The following is an 18,434-nucleotide window of genomic DNA, read 5'->3' as shown; positions in this document are numbered from 1 at the left end:
CCTTTTTTTATTCTTTTAAAACCCTAATTGATTCCAGTCAAATAATATACCAGGATCATTTTTTCTTCCAGGTGCATATTCATCATGACCAATAATATGCGTCCGGTTCATTTGAACGGTTGGATGTCGAGTGACAATATCTTCAATTAACAATTGTAAAGACTCATACTGAGCAGGTGTATAGCCAATATGAGAGTGGTCAATAGTATCGTACACTTCTTCAGGAATAATAGAAACCATTTCTTCCCTTGTTCCAATTGCCAGTAATTCAATTCCAATAGAAAATTGATTTAAATTGTTTTCATACTGTGGGAAGCCAAGCACTGTACCCACTCCAGCATGAAATGCGACACGTTTTTCAGGGACAAAACGAAACACATCACCATTACGATCAATGATATAATGCGAGGATACACCATACTTAGTAAAAAGCTCTTTTATATCCTCTATTTCATAAGGCGACTCCGGCTTATCAAAAACATTACTCATATAATGGACGACAATATGTGTAACAGCCCCTGTACGAATACCATAATTTTCCACAGGTAAATAATTGTCAATAATCATTGGTAATTCTGATTCCCATTTGATTAAACTTTCTTCTTCTATTTCTCGTATCAGTTTAGGAGATTCACCAACATCTATTGTTTCTGATGTTGCACATCCTGTAATGATAGTCAAGATTATAACAAATACCCATTTTTTCATTTCTCACCTTCTGTTTTTCCATAGCCGAAAATTTTTCATTATAGGTATTATACAATTAAGGAGGCATTAAGGAAAAGCTGATAATTTTGTACCTTCCTTGAAAAGAAACATGTGATGGCTTTTATTCGACAATATAATGAACAGGGAAATCATCCCCCGTAATAAGTTGTACATCTGCAGGTATTTTAATATAAATCACATTTTGTCCGATTAAATGACGGTACGAATAAGCAAACAAGTCTTCTCCTGAAAATTGGCTTACTGGAAATGGTTGTTTATTGGCGGCAAACTCAAACTCAATTCGTTCAGGAAAAGAAAAAGTAAGTGAGTCCTCCTTTTGTATAACTTGAAACGGCTCAGAATAACCCACACTACCAACTAATTCTCTTGTTGAATAATACAATACTTCAACGAGTCCATCGTTTTGATGTTTTTGTTCAACAACAACAACCTCAGTAATAAATTGATCCTCTTGTACTTGTAACTGTAAATCACTTCCTTGATATAGGAACGTTTCAGATTGCAATTGTTGAATATTTTCAATTTGTTCGATTTGACCAGAGTAAACTTTTTCATAAAATTGATCTTCCGCTTTCATATCATCTTCGTCTGTATACAATGTTAGATTATCAGCCTGTTGAACTGGAATTAGTAAGGAAGCGACACATCCTATAAGTAGGACAATGACATAAAAAGTAAATAGCCATTTGACTCTCTTGCTAGTAAAAAAGACTGGATTTGTTTGATGTTCTCTTTTAACAGCATAAAGCAAAATCATTATAATAAAAATCAAAACAATTGGAATGAGTAACACGAACCATATGCTCATTATTTTACCTCCAATCGATTAGAACTAATGATGGCCATGACAAAACAAAAAATAATAATAATGCTATTTTTCAGTAAAAATAAAGGAAACGAATCTTCTAAAAACAGTGCCTCAAAAAATTGGATAACAAGCCCACTCCGACCATTTTGACTTGCAACCATTAAATCCCCAACAAAAAGAATTGGAACGATAACTGCAAATAATTTGTTGATTTGCGCAAGTGTCCCGATCAAATACCCCATCATCCCAAACATTACGATATATAATATCGTGGCAACAACACCAAAAATGAACTCAGTTCCTAACCCGATTTGAAGGTGAATAAATTCAACTCCCACTACATAATACATAATTGAATGTAGTAAATATCCTGATAATATAGCGGTAATTCCACTAGTTAAACTAATTGTCACAATAAAAAGAGCATTTGAAAAATGAGTTGTAGCGCGATTTGTAATAAATGAAAAATCAGCATTTTGATTAGACCTCATCGTCAACATGATCGACATTATAAAAATACTTAACATTGTGAACACAATGACAAGGTCGGCTGAGTAATAACTAACATTAACATATAATCGCCCCGACCCGTGTCCCATCATTCCTGTACCATTTAAAGAAAGCAATAAACCTACGACTTGCACGAGGAAAACAGTAAAAAACATATTAGAAAATGCATTTAATTTGTATTTATATTGTTTTAAAATAATGTCCGACTGTTTAACGGTTGTTAAAGACATCATCGATTCCCCCTTCTGTAGAACCTGTTAAATACATACAAACATCACTAATAGAAACTGGAATTAACTCTAGACCTGATAGCTGCATTTGTTGTTTTTCCTCATTTGTATAATGGTCTTTTACTACCACATAGCAACCAGTTGTTCCAATCGTTTCTTTTAATAAAATGTCTTGATTAAGTAACCATTTTTCAACATTAACACGAGGTCCTTTAATACCGATTGTTAGTTCCTTAACAGTATCAACCGAATCATACAGTGAAATCGTGCCATTATTAATTAATATCATGTCTTCCAATATGTCTTCCACTTCATCAATGTGGTGACTGGATAATAATATCGTTCGTGGAAATGAAAGATAATCTTTTAGAAGTGCACGATAAAAGTCACTACGAACAGCTGCATCCATTCCTGTCGTAGGCTCGTCAAATATAGTAAGGCTACATCTTGAAGCAAGTCCGACAATCATATTAAACGTACTTTTCATTCCTTTTGATAATGCCCCGTGATTTTGCTTAGGATTTAATTGAAAATAACGAAATAAACCGCTCGCTAATTGCGAATCCCAGTTTGGATAAAACATTTGGCCCACCTGTAAAATCTCGTTCAAAGTTAAAGTAGGAGGAAAATTCATTTTATCATCGACTAAAATCGAATTTGCAGAAACATGTAAATTGTTAAACGGTTGCTTAGAAAAAACAGTTACAGTCCCTGATGTAGGCTGAATGTATCCTGCTAACATTTTTAATAAAGTCGTTTTTCCCGCTCCATTGCGTCCAATAATTCCAGTCAGTTTATTTGCTTCCATTGTAAACGAAACATTGTTAATTGCTTTGGATTGACCATACATTTTCGTTATATTCGAACAATCAACTACGCTCATTTCTACTTCTCCTCACTTTCATTTATCGTTGATTTAATCATTGAGAATAATTCTTCTTCCGTGACATGTAATCGTTTTGATTCAAGAACTACTTCACGAACTAGGCTTTTTAAGATTTGGTTTTTTCGTTTATTTCGTATTACTTCTTTTGCCCCGTCAGTAACAAACATCCCTAACCCTCTTTTCTTATAAAGAATGTGTTCCTCAGCCAATATCGTCAACCCTTTCGCGGCTGTAGCCGGATTAATATTAAACATGTCTGCTAATTGGTATTGAGAATACACCTTTTGATCGGATTCAATGTTACCCGCTAATATTTCTGCTTCAATCCATTCGGCAATTTGAATATATATTGGTTTCGTTCCGTCTGTATTAAGGATCAATAGATAACCCCCTTTCTAATATAGTGCATTACTGTTGTAATGTACTATATAATATATTCAAAAAAAAAGCAATAAGCGAAATGCGGAAATATTTTAAGAAAAACGCGGGAGCGTCTTTTCTTTCAAGCGAAGTGCGAAGCCTTCGCTCTTCTTGAAATAGCTTTCAAAGCTTCACTACTAAACCAAAATGTTTATACTCCCTCACTTGTCTCATTTTCGCGGTCAGAGGAGCCGTTATATGTGAACATGATACGGATTTCAAGTTTTTAGCGGCCACAGGAGCGCTTATTCACTCAAAAGCCACTCTATTCCTAGCGATATATGATGATTAACGGCTCCTTTGTCCTCCAACGTTCCAAAACGCTAGCAATGTTCACAGATAACGGTTTTCATGGCCGCTTACTTACCATCAACAACAAAATCGCTTTTCTCATAGTCCCCCAAACCCCTAATTCATTCTAAGAATGTATTAGAGCTATGTTATACACAAGTCGACTATTTTATATTTCCCTACACAATTAAGAAAAACGCGGGGCGTCTTTTCTTTCAAGCGAAGTGCGGAGCCTTCGCTCTTCTTGAATAAGCTTTCAAAGTTTCACTGTTTTCTAATATATTAAAAAAAAAGCGAGGACCAAAAGGCCCTCACTTTTTTTGTAAAAGTTAAAATCCACTTAATACTAAAATTGCACCAAGTACAGCGTTAATTAAAGACAATAGTAAGAAAATACTAGACAAGATAATACCTGCAATTGCCATACCTCGTTTGTTTGATTTACGAGCAATAATCCCGAGTACTAAACCAACAATCGTAATTGGAATACCAAAAAGAGGAATTAACCAAAAAATAATTGCAACTAACCCTAACACTAAGGAAGCAATTGCTTTCCCACTATGTTTGTTACTATCGACTTGCTCTACAGATTGTTCACCATATTCCGTCATGAGATACCTCCATAATATGAAATTCTTGTTTATTATACATTATTTTCAATCTTATTTGTGAACTTTTTACGTATTTTATTTACTTTTTCGTATTTTGCTACGAGTAAAATGTACGTACATGATATAGTATGAATGCGTAGTGTCAGTTATTCTTGTTTCAAAAAAATAAATAAAAGGTGAGACCCAGTGCAAAAGCACGAAGGGAATCACCTGCAAGTTGAACTATATTATCATTGTAATCCTTCAACAAATGTTTCTACATTGTGTTTCATCATTAAAATATACGTTTCCGCTCCACTACCTTCTTGGCCAACCGCATCCGTATACACTTCTCCGGCAATTGGGACTCCAGAATCATTTGAGACAGATTCCATGTATCGTTTGTCTACTGTAGTTTCAACAAATACTGCAGGGAGGTTTTGGTCTCTTACAACATCGATCACGCGTGCGATTTGACTTGGAGTTCCTTCTTCATGAGAGTTCAGCTCCCAAACTCCTTCTGTTTGAAACCCATAAGCCTCACCAAAATACTTAAACGCATCTTCACTAATGACTAACACACGGTACTCTTCAGGAATCTTTTGCACTTCTTCTTTAATCCACTCATCTAATTGAGCTAATTCTTCTAAGTAAGCTTCTGCATTTGCACGATAAACGTCTTCACCTTCAGGATCTCTTTCAACTAAATCTTCAACGATTACTTCAATATAAGATTGCATATTAGCAACGTTCATCCATGCATGAGGATCTGGCTCATTTTCATCTCCTTCAAGCATTATCGGAGTAATGTTTTCACTAACTGTTACAACAGGAACATCTCCCACATTTTCAATTAACTTCTCTAACCATTCTTCTAAGTTTAAGCCATGAACGTAAAAAACATCAGAATCACTTACACGTTGAAAATCACTTGGAACTGGCTCATATTCATGCGGTTCTTCTCCAATAGGAACGATATAGTTTACTGTACCACGGTCTCCAATAACTTCACTAATGACATCCCCTAAAATTGAAAAGCTCGTTGTGATTTCTAGCCCTTCAGAATCAGTTGAAGATGAAGCTTCATCACTTCCACACCCTGCTAGTAAAAAGATAACTACACTACTCATGACAACAAACAAAAATTTCTTATACATATTGCTTCCCCTCTCCTTTTTACCTTAATTATAAATTTTGTCCACCACTAACTAATTTGGCTACGAGCAACTTTTTAAGTAAAAAAATATCTAGGAAGTTTCATTTTGTTCCTTGGACAAAATTTGTTTCCCACGTGCAACAATTACTATTTTTCCATATTTCAGTCTTTTTGTCTAGACTTTTTTCTTCTTTTTTTGAACTCGACTATATATGTATGCTTATAGTAAGAATGTGTGATGGATAAGTTCTAGCTATTTTAACATTATCTTTTAAGTAAAGTGCGGAAATTGTCTTTATAAAAAAGAACTAAAATACCATGTGCAATAAAAAGAATGAAAGCAAGAGGGAGCAGGGAATGGTCTACAAAAATATGCAATAACAGAATATTAACTAAGATAGGAGAAAGGAGCACTAAAGCGAGTGGAACATACCGATTTACACATAACAACACACCACATAAAACTTCTAAGCTTTTAACAGCAACAAGTAAGTAATTAAACTGAAACAACACCATTGCTTGTTCACTTGTTTCAATCCAAGGATCAATAGAAAAGATGACGAGAAACCCATTAAGACCGGCACCTAAAAATACAATTCCTAAAAATAAACGTAATAGCTTTTTCAACAAACTACCCCTCCTTTTTAGTAACCGAAAGTTTTATATTCACCTTACTAGCAGTAAGACACTAACGTAACTTTCCTTTAGACAGAGTCAAAATCAAATGAATCTTCAATATTACGGATTTCTGCTTGAATTTCCTTCCCATCTCTAAGTTCACCGTTTCCGTCATATAACTCAATTCCATATATCGTGTATTTATGAACTAAAATCGTAAAATCAGGATCTGGTAAATCCAATCCGTTTATTTTCATTGCTTGAATTTCAGACAACATATTTTTCATAATATCTTCTTTTCGAATATCGATTTGGTTTTCATACACCCATTTTCGTTGATATGTACGTTCGACAAATTTTTTCACACTAAATGGAATATACCCATTGGCAACTAACTTGTCATATAAGTTAAAGATAAATTGAACGATATCGTCTTTATGTACTTTATCACCTGTAGTTTGTAAATCATCTGCCACAAAATATTTTAAATCATTGTCATAATCGATTTTTCCAAAATAACATTTTGCATATAAAATGATTTGTTTTTCAGATCGTTTTAAGTCCTTCATCATATCACTACTTCCTCGTTTATTCGGTATACTATGAAAATATGCAAGAAATGGAGAATTTTTAGAAAAACTCATACTTTAAGGAAAAGTATGAGTAGACATTCATTTGGTCGTTGAACAGCGCACAATACCGTTCATTTAGCTAAGTTCAACATTATGATAGACTTGTTGAACATCTTCTAAATCTTCCAATGCATCTATTAATTTTTCAAACTGAATTTGGCCTTCTTCTGATAATGTAATATCGTTTTGAGCGATCATTGTCAATTCAGCAACTGTAAAATCAGTAATACCTACATTTTTGAAAGCTTCCTGTACCGCATGGAATTGGTCAGGTTCTGCATAAACAATGACGGAATCTTCTTCGTCTAATATATCACGAGCATCGATGTCTGCTTCCATTAAAAGTTCTAATACATCATCCGCACTTTTCCCTTCTACTCCAAACACAGCGGTTGCATCAAACATATAAGAAACAGAACCACTCACACCCATGTTTCCGCCATTTTTATTAAAAGCGGAACGCACTTCTGCTGCAGTTCGATTTACATTATTTGTCAATGCGTCAACGATAATCATCGACCCATTAGGACCAAACCCTTCATATCGTAATTCAACATAACTTTCTTCAGAACCACCTTTTGCTTTTTCAATGGCACGCTCAATGATAGCTTTGGGCACGCTATATGTTTTAGCACGCTCTAACACAACTTTAAGAGCTCTGTTTGATTCTGGATCTGGCTCTCCTTGTTTTGCCGCTACATAAATTTCTCGACCAAACTTGGCATAAATGCGACTTGTATTCGCATCTTTAGACGCTTTTTTTTCTTTAATATTATTCCATTTACGACCCATGTTGAACACTCACTTTCAAAGTTTTATACAACTTCTAATTATATCCTATTTATAATATCCGTTTCGAGTATTTTTTCTATCCTTATCGAAAGACATTAAAGAAAAACACGAGAGCGCCTTTTTGTTTCAAGCGAAGTGTGGAGCATTCGCTCTTCTAGAATAAGTTGTCAAAGCTTCACTGCTATACCAAAAATTTCTTTCTTATTTTCCCACAGAAAACCGATGAGAATTTTTTCTCATCGGTTATTAAATGATATCACTTCTTTTATCAATATAAACGACCCCTTGTTTATCAATTTGGGCAAAAAACACTTCTTCAATAGAACTAATTTTATGTTGTGCTAACACACTTTTAACCCATTCAATGTCTTTTTCTAAAATATCTAAGCTTTTCTTTAAAATTTTCCCATCGATTATAAAAGCTTGTCCTACTCCTCTACTTACTTGTACATTAAATACATCTTTTTGCATAGCTGGTAAATAGGGTGATTTTTTCAAGACGGTAACCGTCCCATCCGTTTCAAGAATCGCTGTATCAACTTCATCAATGTTGAACACATTTTTTTTTCGCAAATTTGTTAAAAGACTATCCACAGTAAACCTAGACTTTTTTAAACCTTCTTCTAAAACCTGTCCATCTTTCATTAAATAGGTTGGTTCATCTTCTAATATTTTTCTTCCCCATAAACTTTTTATCGCAATAATACTTGTAATAAACACATATAAACAAAAGAAAAATAAACCAACCATACTTACTAATATCGGCACATCTGTCATAATGATCGAACTTGCCACTAATGAACCAATCGTGATTCCAGCAACAAAATCAAAGAAAGTCATTTGAGAAATTAATTTTTTATTTAATAATCTACATAAAATATATAAGATAACAAAAGCAATCGTAGCTCGTAAAATTACTTCAAACATTGTCATATTCCTTTTCCTCACTTCCTTTTTTTGTCTACCTTATCATAACCCCAACCATTACTTTTATCCCTTATTTCAGAGACAAATTTCCAATTAATTAACTCAATCATATATGTAAAAGGATGAATGATGAGGAGGAGAAACATGGAGTTTTCAAAGAAAACACAACAACCACGTCACCTAGCTTGGCATGAAACATTAGAAATACATGAACTTGTTGCAACTCAATCGATTGGCCTTATGAACTTAAAAAAAGCGTTGCCAGAAATTACAGATTCCGAACTAAAAAAAATATACGATCAGACAATTCAAGGTCTCAGTCAAAACATTCGGGAACTACTGGAATTTTACCCGTTAGCACCGAAACCAAATCGTGAAGTTGCAGAAAGAAATGACATGGCGTCATTCTTTGCTGGTGATTTATTAGCTTTAGCAAAAACCTCTGTACGGAATTATGCGATTGCCATTACTGAAACTGCCACACCGGCTCTAAGAACTGTATTAACCAATCACTTACTCAAAGCAATTGAGACACATGCTACGATATTCAACTATATGTATCAAAAAAGTGATTATCCAGCGTATGACTTTGTAAAACTATTAGAAAATGATGTGAACTTAGCACAAAAAGCGTTGTCTTTATAACAAACTTTGAGCAAAATACAAAAGTAAAAAAGCATCTGCACAGTTCAGATGCTTTTTTGACAGTTGACATTTTAACGGATATGTCATCTATTATTACAAAACAAATCGATATTCTAATGCTAATATGTATCGTTTAGGCTTGCCAATAACAAAGTTGGAGTAGGTTACCGTCTAAATCGTAAAACGTGAAGAAAGTATTTACTTCGTCTGTTTGAATATCCTCCACCAATACTCCCTTAGCTTTTAAATGTTCATACGCTTCCTTTATATGAGTCGTATAAAAAATCGGGTAAGTTGTGCCACTTTTTTTCTCTCCTTGTTCAAGAGTTAACGGTACGCTACTATCCCCTATTTGAAAGACAATATAATGACCTCCATCATAATTCACTTTAAAATTCAACTTATCTATATACCATTTTTTCGCTTTTTCAATTTCATTTACTTTAAGACATATCGTATCAATTTTTTCGATTATCTCCATTTTCTCACTCCCTGTTCCTTATTATACTGCTATTAACTCATAAAACGATTAAGTTATAAATCGGCTAATAGTTTTAAAAATACAAGAATTTATAAAACATTTATCGATAGTACTATACTAACATTTTTAACTATAAACTATTGTAATATTGTGTAATTAGAGTAAAAACAGTGCGTATGACATAAAAGTTCGACCTTTTAATCAGGACGATTGTAGCTTGTTTCGGATTTATTGTCGAATTATTAAGAATATTCATTCTAGTAAACTACTCAATCTCTTGTTAGAATAACTTTGTTCAAAAACTCAGAAAAATAGGAGGTAAGAAAATGAGTAAGAAAAAAGTATTTTTACATTCCACTCTTGCTAGTGCGCTTGCTTTTTCTTTGTTCGCACCTGGGGTACTTGCACATGATGCTTTAGAAGTTGATGGGATTTCAAAAGAGAGAGAAACTATTTTTGATCATGATGCCGTATCAACAATGCCGTATAGTATGACGAGCAAAAAAAATTTGAAATTTCTACACCAAGCTGCTAGTGTACAACTGAATGAAGTTAATGGAATTCAGAACAATACAGCTGACGTTTACGCCCATAAAGGCTTTGCTTATTTAGGAACCCATACCGCAAATGGTGGAAATGGTGGCGTTCGTATTTTCGATTTAAAAGACCCTTCTAACCCAGTTGAAATTGCAGTATTCGCACAAGACATCCCACATACTTGGCAAGAAAAAGTCATTGTAAAAACGGTTAACACACCTCATTTCAAAGGTGAACTTGCCGTTGTTAGTGTACAACAAACATCAAGAAATAACGCTAACCGTCCAAATAGTAAAGGTGGCGTCTTGCTTTACGATGTTACAAATCCATACGAACCGACAAAACTAGGTTTTTATGAATTAGACCGTCGCATTACTGGCACTCATGAACTTTACTTAACAACCCAAGGTAACCGTGCTCTTTTACTAGCATCAAACCCTTATGCAGATTATTATACTCATGGGGTTCATAAAGATTTTCAAATTATTGATGTAAGTGACCCCGCGAATCCAGAATTTTTATGGCAGTTTGACCCAAGAATACTCCCCGAAGTATCAGATGACTTTAATGGATATCATTGGGCATCTCCTGATGGAAAAACACGACCTGTCTTTAACCATAGTGTAATTACAAACAATAATGGACGATATGCTTATGTATCGATGTGGGATTTAGGTACGGTTATCTTTGATATTAAGGACCCAGAAAACCCAGTTTATTTAGGAAGAACTGAGTTTGCAGATTATCAAAAAGGAGCCGCCCATTCCGCTGCTCTTGCCAAAGGTGGTAACGTACTCATTGAAACACGAGAAATCGCTAACCCTGTTGGTGTAGGATATGAAAGTGCCTACGGCTATACTCGCATCTTTGACATCAGTGATAAAACAAATCCTCAATTACTTAGTGAATTCAAAACGGATTTAACATATGACATTCCGCCAACGGCTGAAGGTCGGACAACATTCGCAAAAACTGTACATGATCCTAAAGTACATGGAAATACATTATATTTATCCTATTACTCAGGTGGCGTTATTTCAGTTGACATAACTGATCCGAGTAACCCTGTAGAAATTGGCCGTTATACACCTGAAAATTCAGACATATGGGGCGTATTCGTAGATCGAAACTATGTTTTAGCTTCAGATATGGGACAAGGATTAAAAGTATTATTAAAAAACAATGGAAATGGCAATAAACCAAACTAATTACTGCGAAGCATGTCTTATCTAATAATAGGCATGCTTTTTCTTTTGATGATAGATTATATTGTTGATACATAAATCTAATAATATGGTACGTGAAATTTAATGAATTGATGTGATGTTTAATCAGACAAACACAAGAGCGTCTTTTCGTTTCAAGCACCCGACTTTTGATAGTGAATCCCAAGTGTTTTGTTGGGGTGAAACGAGGATCTGTGCAGCCCTCGCTCTTCTAGAATTGCTTTCAAAGCTTCACTGCTAAACCTAAATTTTTATGCTTTCTTATATGTAGAAAAAGTGAGGGGATTAATCCCTCACTTTGATTTCCTATTATTCTTCTTCTGAAATGGCAACCGCTTCTTTTAACTCATCTACGCTATCAAAAGTCCATGTGCCTGTAATTTCTTCGCCATCAAACCCAACGGCAACAACACCATCTTGTACAACAACGATATCAACTTTATGTGCACCATATTCTTCTTTGTCAGTTGCAATGGTTTCCATGAAACGCGCTTCTTGAGCAGATACCCATAATAATAGATTTGCTGCATAAGAACGGTATGATTCTTCTGCCTCTGCTTTAGCAATAAACTCTTCTGCAGTTAAATACGTAGAATCAGCTTCACCTGTTTCAACTGTTTCTTCTGTTTCTGTCGCTTCAACATCCTCAACTGGTTGTTCTTGTTCATTCGTATTACTTTCTGTATTTCCACAGCCAGCTAACAGAAGTCCTGCTCCTAAAATGATTAAAAATTTCTTCATTTTTTTCATCCCCTATTTTACTATTTTTCTCTCAGTGAGTATTATAGTAAAATATGAATCAAATTTAAAGTAAAAGTATTTCGATTCCCTAAAGTTTAAATGTTCACTATTTTGATACTTTTCTGTAAATTTCTAGATACCTATTACGAATAGGTGATTGCAATGTTTAACAAAAATATTAAGGTTACATATCAAGTCATATTTATTATCAAAAAACATCTTTATTAATGACCAACAATTTTAAGAGCCGCTCTTCTTGCACCTGAAAGATTTCTCGCAACAGGACCAACCTCAAGTTCTGATAATGCTCCTGTTACGAATAATTGTTCACCCCATTGTAAAGAGTCAGCAGAAACTATCGGATAACCACATGTCGCACACCGTAATTGTTCCTCTTGAATTGTCGATTGTAACCAGGGCATACCAGGAGCAGTAGAATGAAACCCCGTCGCTAGTAATATTTGTTGCGCTTGTATCGTTTTTGACTCAAGTTCCACTCTAAGTTCGTTTTGAACAAACGTAACGTCTTTAATATCACCGAAGAGAATCTCAATTTTATTTTTCTTTTGCAGTTTGTTTACTTTTACTTTTAGTTCGTTTGGCATCGAACCTCGATGTCTAGCTTTTACAATCATTTGCCTTCTCGTTTCATAACATTTAATTTTTTGAAATTTCCTCATATATTTTGGCCCTAACCAGCCCGGATCCGAATCAAAAGGAAAGACACGGAAAGGATGCCTCGAAATAAGTTTTATTTTCCCTCGGTGATTTTTTGCTAATTTAATCACCGTATGTACAGCACTAATGCCACCGCCAATGACAACAACATCGTCTTGTTCATCCAGTGGTTTTGCTTGATGTCGTTCAAAAATATGATGGATATTTGCTCCCATCTCCTTTATGTTTTGAGCCCATTCAGGCCAGTACGGATGGTCACTCAATCCCATCGCTAATACTACTTTTTGACTTTTAAATTGTTGCCCACTTGCCAATGTGATATCCCACTGTGACATTTTTCGTTTTACTTGGTTTACCGTTCCTGTAATCCAACTTCTACTTAGTTGTATGTCCTCAAAGATGGATTCACAATGATGATTAAAGAGCGATAAAGATGGACGGTCATATGGACCATAAAAGTCGGCATATTGTTTTCCTTCTTTTGACTTTGCAAATTTCTCAAGAGAAAATGGGTCGATATCGATATGATGGATCGAAGGAGAGCGCAAAAATGGCATTTCAATTTGTGACGTGCAACGATTCCATGTGGATAAAGGCGAATGATTCGGGTCAATAATAGCTAAATTTTCTACTGTTGTCCGTTTTGATTTAAGTAAATAATTAGCTATCGTACACCCTTGAATTCCTCCGCCTATAATTGTCCATTCTTTCATCGAGACTTCCTCCTTCATTGATGTTAGCTAATCTCTTTTTTCGAATTTGTTTTGTCTACAGGGTTAAAATGAACCTGTGTAACTTTTTTTATAAATAGAGATAAAAACAAAGATCGCCCAATACTAAATAATAAAAATGCTATCCATAATCCATCATTTCCATATGGCGCTAAATACCACAAAGCAACTAAAAACAATAACAACGAGAAAAAAATACCGTCCCGAATTGCTCGGGCTTCCGTTGCTCCCGAAAAAATTCCTTCTAATTGCAAAGCCCAAAATCCAACAAATGGGAAAATCAACATCCATACAAGATAGTTATGAACGAGACTCACCACTTCTGGACTTGTTGTAAACATGGATATTATAAAATCATCGAATATATATAAGCATGTTGACAATACAACAGCCGCCATAAGACCAGATTGTGCTGATAAAATATAGGCTTTTCGGTATAACGAATAATTATTTGAACCAATCGACCTTCCTACGACAATACTAGAAGCATTCGCAAAGCCACCAAAGAAATAAGCTATAATATAATGAATTTGAAGCAAAATGGCATTTGCAGCCAACACTGTATCGCCCATACTAGCTGCTTTTGAAGTAAATAAAACCGTCATCGTTAACAAACATACGGTTCGTAAAAACAAATCTCGGTTCATTCGAAACATTTTTTTTACGGACTCGATGTCGAATATCATCTTTCCGGTTATTGAAGATAATGTTAGACCTTTAGAATATAAAATAAGTAATATCCCTAATCCAACCGCTAATACCTCTGAAATAACCGTTGCATAAGCAACACCGACAACACCCATTTCAAACTGTAAAACAAAAAGAAAGTCTAATCCAATATTTAACATGTTCATGATAATTTGGGTACTAAGTGACAAACGCACTTTTCCCAATCCGATTAGCCAACCAATAATAACATAGCTTAACAGTAAAAATGGGGCACCCCATATTCGAATCGAAAAATAATCTGCCGCAAAGCCGGATACGGATTCATTTCCTCCGATGACAGCTAGCGCGATTTGTAAAATGGGCTTTTGTAAAACAATAAATAACAACCCTACGACAATGGCAATAATAGCAGGACGTAGCAAAGCTAACATCGTCTCATTTTTGTTGTTAGCTCCATCTGCCTGGGCGGTAAAACCGCTTGTGCTCACTCGCAAAAATCCTAATAACCAGTACATCGTATTAAAAATAACAGCCCCAACCGCTACTCCCCCAATAGCGGAAGCATCTCCCATTTGTCCAATAACAGCTGTATCAACAGCTCCTAATAATGGAGTAGATATGCCAGAAATAATTAATGGAATCGCTAAATATAAATAATGACGATAAGTAAATGATTGTTCCTGATGCTTTAAAGAAGGTATTGCTTTCATAATGACTCCTTTGTTTCTTTCTATTTTTCAGGTGTAGATGCTGCCTCCATTAATGCTTTTGTATATGGATGACGATGATTATGATATAAGTCAGCGATTTGAAAAGAATCAACAATCATTCCTTGTTTAAGAACGATAATGTTTTCACATAAAAAAGAAACCGCACGTAAATCATGTGAAATAAATAAAATCGTCATTTGCATTTTCTCCTTAAGTGTTTTAAGCAACTGCAAAATTTGAACTTGAATCATCATATCAAGACTTGCCGTTGGTTCATCACAAATAAGCAATGACGGCTCAACACTTAGGGCCCGAGCAATGCTAACTCTTTGTTTTTGCCCTCCACTTAACTCATGTGGATATCTATGGACAAAAGTTTCATCTAAACCAACAATGTCTAACAAAGATTTTGCCGTAACTTCCAGAGACATCGCCTTTTCATTTAAAAAGGATGGAAAAACTTCAGGATAGTTCGATAAAGGCTCTGTTATACTTTTCCAAATTTGTAGTTTAGGATTTAATGTACTTGTTGTATCTTGAAAAATGAATTGCGTTTCTTTTCGAAATTGTCCTAATTCTTCTCGTTTGACAATAGGTAGAGGTATCCCTTTATATAAAACTTCTCCTTTATGAAACGACTCTAACCCAACGATAATTTTAGCAATGGAGCTCTTTCCGCTTCCGCTTTCACCAACAATACCAACAGATTCTCCTTTTTCAACTGAAAATGAAATGTCTTTTAATGCCTCGTGGTTTTTATCATATGTTTTGGCTACATGCGCAAAGGATAACAAACTCATAATAATCCCCTTTTTCTGTTCGTTGGAGCAGGAGGCAATAACAATAATGAAGAGCACAGCTGCTTTGTATAAGAGTGAGATGGTTGATATCGAATTTTTTCCGTTTTTCCTTCTTCGATAATGGTACCTTCTTTCATTACATAAAGACGAGATGTATGTTTAAATGCTTGAACAAGGTCATGAGTAATAAATAAAACACCACACCCTGTTTCATTTTTCACTTCATGAATGGCCTGTAACACCTTTTCCCCGCTCATTACATCTAGAGCCGTTGTTACTTCATCACAAATTAATAGCTTTGGTTTTAATGCGAGCATTATCGCAATCGCGGCTCGTTGAACTTGCCCACCACTTAATTGAAATGGATAGCTTCGATAAATTTGTTGTGCATTTAACCCCATTTGGGTTAATACATTCAGCGTAACCGTTTTAGCTTCAACCTTTGAAAATTGATGGGCACAAAGCGTTTCAACCATTTGATTTCCAACTTTAATAAACGGGGTGAAGCTACCACGGTAATCTTGAAACACCATACAAATGTCTCTTCCTAGTTTTTTATGATGATCTTTTTTTTGAACAGAAAATATGTCTACTCCATCTACAAAGATGTTTCCACTTACGGTCAACCCATTTGGAAGAAAGCGCAAAATCGCTTTTGCTGTCATGCTTTTTCCGCTGCCGCTTTCCCCAATTAGTCCTATGATTTCTCCACTTTCAATTGAAAGGTTTACCCCTTGTAATATCGAATCAATACTTAGTTGTTTTATTGATAGTACCGGATTCACCATTCATTCCTCCCTCGTTGGATGTCAAGCTTGTGCTTAATTCCATCTCCTAATAAATAAAAACATAGCACAGTCACCATAATGGCTAAACCTGGATATATCATTAGCGAAGGCACAACTTGAAAATAGCCTCGACCGTCATTTAACATTGCTCCCCATTCAGCAATAGGAGGTTGTGCGCCTAACCCTATGTAAGATAATGCAGAAATAAGTAAGATTACTTTTCCAACATCAATGGCTGCCATTGCGATAATTTCTGGTAAGACTTGGGGAAGAAGATGCATTCGAATCGTTTTAAAAGAGCTTGAATTTGATAGTTTTGATACATAAATATACTCTTTTTCTTTTTCAGATAAAAGTAAACCTCGCACGACTCTAGCATACATAATCCACCGGACAAGAACAATCGCAATAATGATATTCGTTAAGCTTGGTCCTAATATTCCCGCGATTGCAATTGCTAAGATAAAATCGGGAAAAGCCAATATACCATCCACCATTCGCATGAAAATCGCATCGATTCTTCCCCCGACATACCCTGAAATCAACCCTATCGGTACACCAATAACTAAAGATAACAAGATCGCGGTTACTCCTAAACCTATCGTGATTTTTGCTCCTGCTGCGATTCGAGAAAAGACATCCCGACCTAATTGATCTGTACCAAACCAATGTTCATCCGAACTTGGTTCAAGTCGATTTTCCATATTAATATCATATGGATGATGGGGAGACATCCACTCGCCAAGAAAAATAAGACTTACTATCAAACTCGCTAATATTAGCCCTCCAATCATACTTGGATTGGAAAGACGTCGCTTACTATTTTTTTTAAACGCTACTTCCATTTAAGCGGCTTCCTTTCCATGTTTGATCTGTGGATCAATAAACCAGTAAAGAATATCCACGATTAAATTGATGACAACAACAAGCACCCCAACTATGAGTATATAACCTTGGATTACAGGATAATCTCGTTGACTGACTGCATTCACAATTAATTCTCCCATCCCTGGCCAAGAAAATAGGATTTCGATGACAGTAATGCCACCTAATAAACTCCCCATACTTAAACCAAATAAAGTGACAACCGGAATGATACTTCCTCTTACCGCATGAAAGATTAAAATTCTCGTTTTGCTTACGCCCCTTGCCATAGCAGCTTCGATATAAGAGCTTTGAAAAATTGAAATTAACCTTTCTCTTAATAATCGAATATACATCGGTGCCATCGCCATACCGAGTGTTACGGAAGGTAATATAAAATGAGCAAGTGTGCCTTTTCCCATCACTGGAAGTAGATTTAACTGTAATGAAAAAATATAAATAAGGATTAAGCCTAACCAAAAACTTGGCATCGAAGCTCCAAATAAAGCAATGACCCGACTAATATAATCCGGCCAACGGTCTTTATAGAGCGCTCCAATGACACCAAGAGGAAGCGAAATCAAGAATAAAACTAGAAGTCCTCCACATGCTAATGCTAATGTAGCTGGAAGCCGACTCATTATCACATCTAATACTGGTCGTTTCGAAATAATAGATTCACCTAAATCAAGATTCATAACTCCCCATATCCAATCTCCATATTGAATGAGGATCGGTCGGTCAAATCCATATTCTTGCCTTAGTCTTTCTTCATCTATCGTTGTAGCAGCAATATCGTCTACCTTTAATAGTTCTCGTATCGGGTCCCCTGGTGTTATCTTCATTAGTAGAAAACTAACGAATGATAATAGAAACACCATGATAATCAACTGCAATCCTCTTCTTTTAATCATGTTTACTACATTACCCATTTTTTCACCTTCAAGACTTTTACTTTGGACCCTTTTTTTACTG

The 18,434-nt window shown here is 35.2% G+C and carries 21 protein-coding genes; 2 read left to right on the top strand and 19 right to left on the bottom strand.

The genetic code is table 11. From position 1 onward, the window contains the following. Positions 1-15: 15 nt before the first annotated feature. The 11 genes from T323_RS0110775 to T323_RS0110725 all read right to left on the bottom strand — a co-directional run bounded on the left by T323_RS0110775 (position 16) and on the right by T323_RS0110725 (position 8,589). Complete coding sequence (locus tag T323_RS0110775) at positions 16-708, bottom strand: N-acetylmuramoyl-L-alanine amidase (RefSeq protein ID WP_026673290.1); 693 nt, start codon at positions 706-708, stop codon at positions 16-18. Positions 709-829: 121 nt separating this feature from the next. Next, positions 830-1,537 (bottom strand): hypothetical protein, encoded by a 708-nt coding sequence (locus T323_RS0110770; protein WP_026673289.1) that lies wholly within the window; start codon positions 1,535-1,537, stop codon positions 830-832. Beyond that, on the bottom strand, positions 1,537-2,277 hold the full coding sequence (locus T323_RS0110765) for a hypothetical protein (protein ID WP_026673288.1): 741 nt from the start codon (positions 2,275-2,277) through the stop codon (positions 1,537-1,539). Before T323_RS0110765 ends, T323_RS0110770 begins: the two co-directional genes overlap by 1 nt. Then, the gene (locus tag T323_RS0110760) at positions 2,258-3,160 is read right to left on the bottom strand and encodes an ATP-binding cassette domain-containing protein (protein WP_026673287.1); all 903 of its coding nucleotides are present in this window, start codon (positions 3,158-3,160) and stop codon (positions 2,258-2,260) included. Before T323_RS0110760 ends, T323_RS0110765 begins: the two co-directional genes overlap by 20 nt. Positions 3,161-3,162: 2 nt before the next feature. Further along, positions 3,163-3,543 carry a GntR family transcriptional regulator gene (locus T323_RS0110755; protein WP_026673286.1) on the bottom strand — a complete coding sequence of 127 codons (381 nt, stop codon included), beginning with the start codon at positions 3,541-3,543 and terminating at the stop codon, positions 3,163-3,165. A gap of 660 nt (positions 3,544-4,203) precedes the next feature. Beyond that, complete coding sequence (locus tag T323_RS0110750; RefSeq protein WP_051556488.1) at positions 4,204-4,485, bottom strand: DUF4190 domain-containing protein; 282 nt, start codon at positions 4,483-4,485, stop codon at positions 4,204-4,206. Between the two features lie 230 nt (positions 4,486-4,715). Next, a complete protein-coding gene (locus tag T323_RS0110745) occupies positions 4,716-5,621 on the bottom strand; it encodes a metal ABC transporter substrate-binding protein (RefSeq protein ID WP_026673284.1) in 906 nt (301 codons plus the stop codon). 263 nt (positions 5,622-5,884) lie between these two features. Continuing rightward, a complete protein-coding gene (locus tag T323_RS0110740; RefSeq protein ID WP_245613714.1) occupies positions 5,885-6,247 on the bottom strand; it encodes a DoxX family membrane protein in 363 nt (120 codons plus the stop codon). 77 nt (positions 6,248-6,324) lie between these two features. Next, complete coding sequence (locus T323_RS0110735; protein WP_026673282.1) at positions 6,325-6,810, bottom strand: hypothetical protein; 486 nt, start codon at positions 6,808-6,810, stop codon at positions 6,325-6,327. Positions 6,811-6,945: 135 nt separating this feature from the next. Next, complete coding sequence (locus T323_RS0110730; RefSeq protein WP_026673281.1) at positions 6,946-7,662, bottom strand: YebC/PmpR family DNA-binding transcriptional regulator; 717 nt, start codon at positions 7,660-7,662, stop codon at positions 6,946-6,948. A gap of 246 nt (positions 7,663-7,908) precedes the next feature. Continuing rightward, positions 7,909-8,589 carry a DUF421 domain-containing protein gene (locus tag T323_RS0110725; protein ID WP_169737890.1) on the bottom strand — a complete coding sequence of 227 codons (681 nt, stop codon included), beginning with the start codon at positions 8,587-8,589 and terminating at the stop codon, positions 7,909-7,911. Between the two features lie 144 nt (positions 8,590-8,733). Here T323_RS0110725 and T323_RS0110715 point away from each other — a divergent pair, with 144 nt between their 5' ends. After that, positions 8,734-9,234: a spore coat protein gene (locus tag T323_RS0110715; protein WP_026673279.1), complete on the top strand. Its 501-nt coding sequence runs from the start codon at positions 8,734-8,736 to the stop codon at positions 9,232-9,234. Positions 9,235-9,367: 133 nt separating this feature from the next. Here T323_RS0110715 and T323_RS0110710 read toward each other — a convergent pair whose 3' ends face one another. Then, a complete protein-coding gene (locus tag T323_RS0110710; protein WP_026673278.1) occupies positions 9,368-9,715 on the bottom strand; it encodes a VOC family protein in 348 nt (115 codons plus the stop codon). Positions 9,716-10,041: 326 nt separating this feature from the next. Here T323_RS0110710 and T323_RS0110705 point away from each other — a divergent pair, with 326 nt between their 5' ends. Then, positions 10,042-11,460: an LVIVD repeat-containing protein gene (locus tag T323_RS0110705; protein ID WP_026673277.1), complete on the top strand. Its 1,419-nt coding sequence runs from the start codon at positions 10,042-10,044 to the stop codon at positions 11,458-11,460. Positions 11,461-11,787: 327 nt separating this feature from the next. On the opposite strand, the gene T323_RS0110700 is transcribed toward T323_RS0110705, so the two are convergent. The 7 genes from T323_RS0110700 to nikB form a co-directional block, all read right to left on the bottom strand. Then, positions 11,788-12,219, bottom strand: coding sequence for a hypothetical protein (locus tag T323_RS0110700; protein ID WP_026673276.1), 432 nt, complete (start codon positions 12,217-12,219; stop codon positions 11,788-11,790). Between the two features lie 224 nt (positions 12,220-12,443). Then, a complete protein-coding gene (locus T323_RS0110695) occupies positions 12,444-13,610 on the bottom strand; it encodes an FAD/NAD(P)-binding protein (RefSeq protein WP_026673275.1) in 1,167 nt (388 codons plus the stop codon). A 23-nt stretch (positions 13,611-13,633) separates the two neighbouring features. After that, entirely contained in the window at positions 13,634-15,007 is a 1,374-nt protein-coding gene (locus T323_RS26545) for an MATE family efflux transporter (protein WP_051556487.1), read from the bottom strand. A gap of 20 nt (positions 15,008-15,027) precedes the next feature. Next, on the bottom strand, positions 15,028-15,807 hold the full coding sequence (locus T323_RS0110685) for an ABC transporter ATP-binding protein (RefSeq protein WP_051556486.1): 780 nt from the start codon (positions 15,805-15,807) through the stop codon (positions 15,028-15,030). Then, positions 15,804-16,595 carry an ATP-binding cassette domain-containing protein gene (locus tag T323_RS0110680; protein WP_026673273.1) on the bottom strand — a complete coding sequence of 264 codons (792 nt, stop codon included), beginning with the start codon at positions 16,593-16,595 and terminating at the stop codon, positions 15,804-15,806. Before T323_RS0110680 ends, T323_RS0110685 begins: the two co-directional genes overlap by 4 nt. Further along, a complete protein-coding gene (gene nikC / locus T323_RS0110675; RefSeq protein WP_026673272.1) occupies positions 16,589-17,440 on the bottom strand; it encodes a nickel transporter permease in 852 nt (283 codons plus the stop codon). Before nikC ends, T323_RS0110680 begins: the two co-directional genes overlap by 7 nt. Next, positions 17,441-18,391 carry a nickel ABC transporter permease gene (gene nikB, locus T323_RS0110670; protein WP_026673271.1) on the bottom strand — a complete coding sequence of 317 codons (951 nt, stop codon included), beginning with the start codon at positions 18,389-18,391 and terminating at the stop codon, positions 17,441-17,443. Positions 18,392-18,434: the final 43 nt, after the last annotated feature.

The sequence above is a fragment of the Alkalihalobacillus bogoriensis ATCC BAA-922 genome, assembly GCF_000621445.1.
Taxonomy (GTDB): Bacteria; Bacillota; Bacilli; order Bacillales; family Bacillaceae_F; genus Bacillus_AO; species Bacillus_AO bogoriense.
This window is presented reverse-complemented; position numbering and strand designations above follow the sequence as displayed.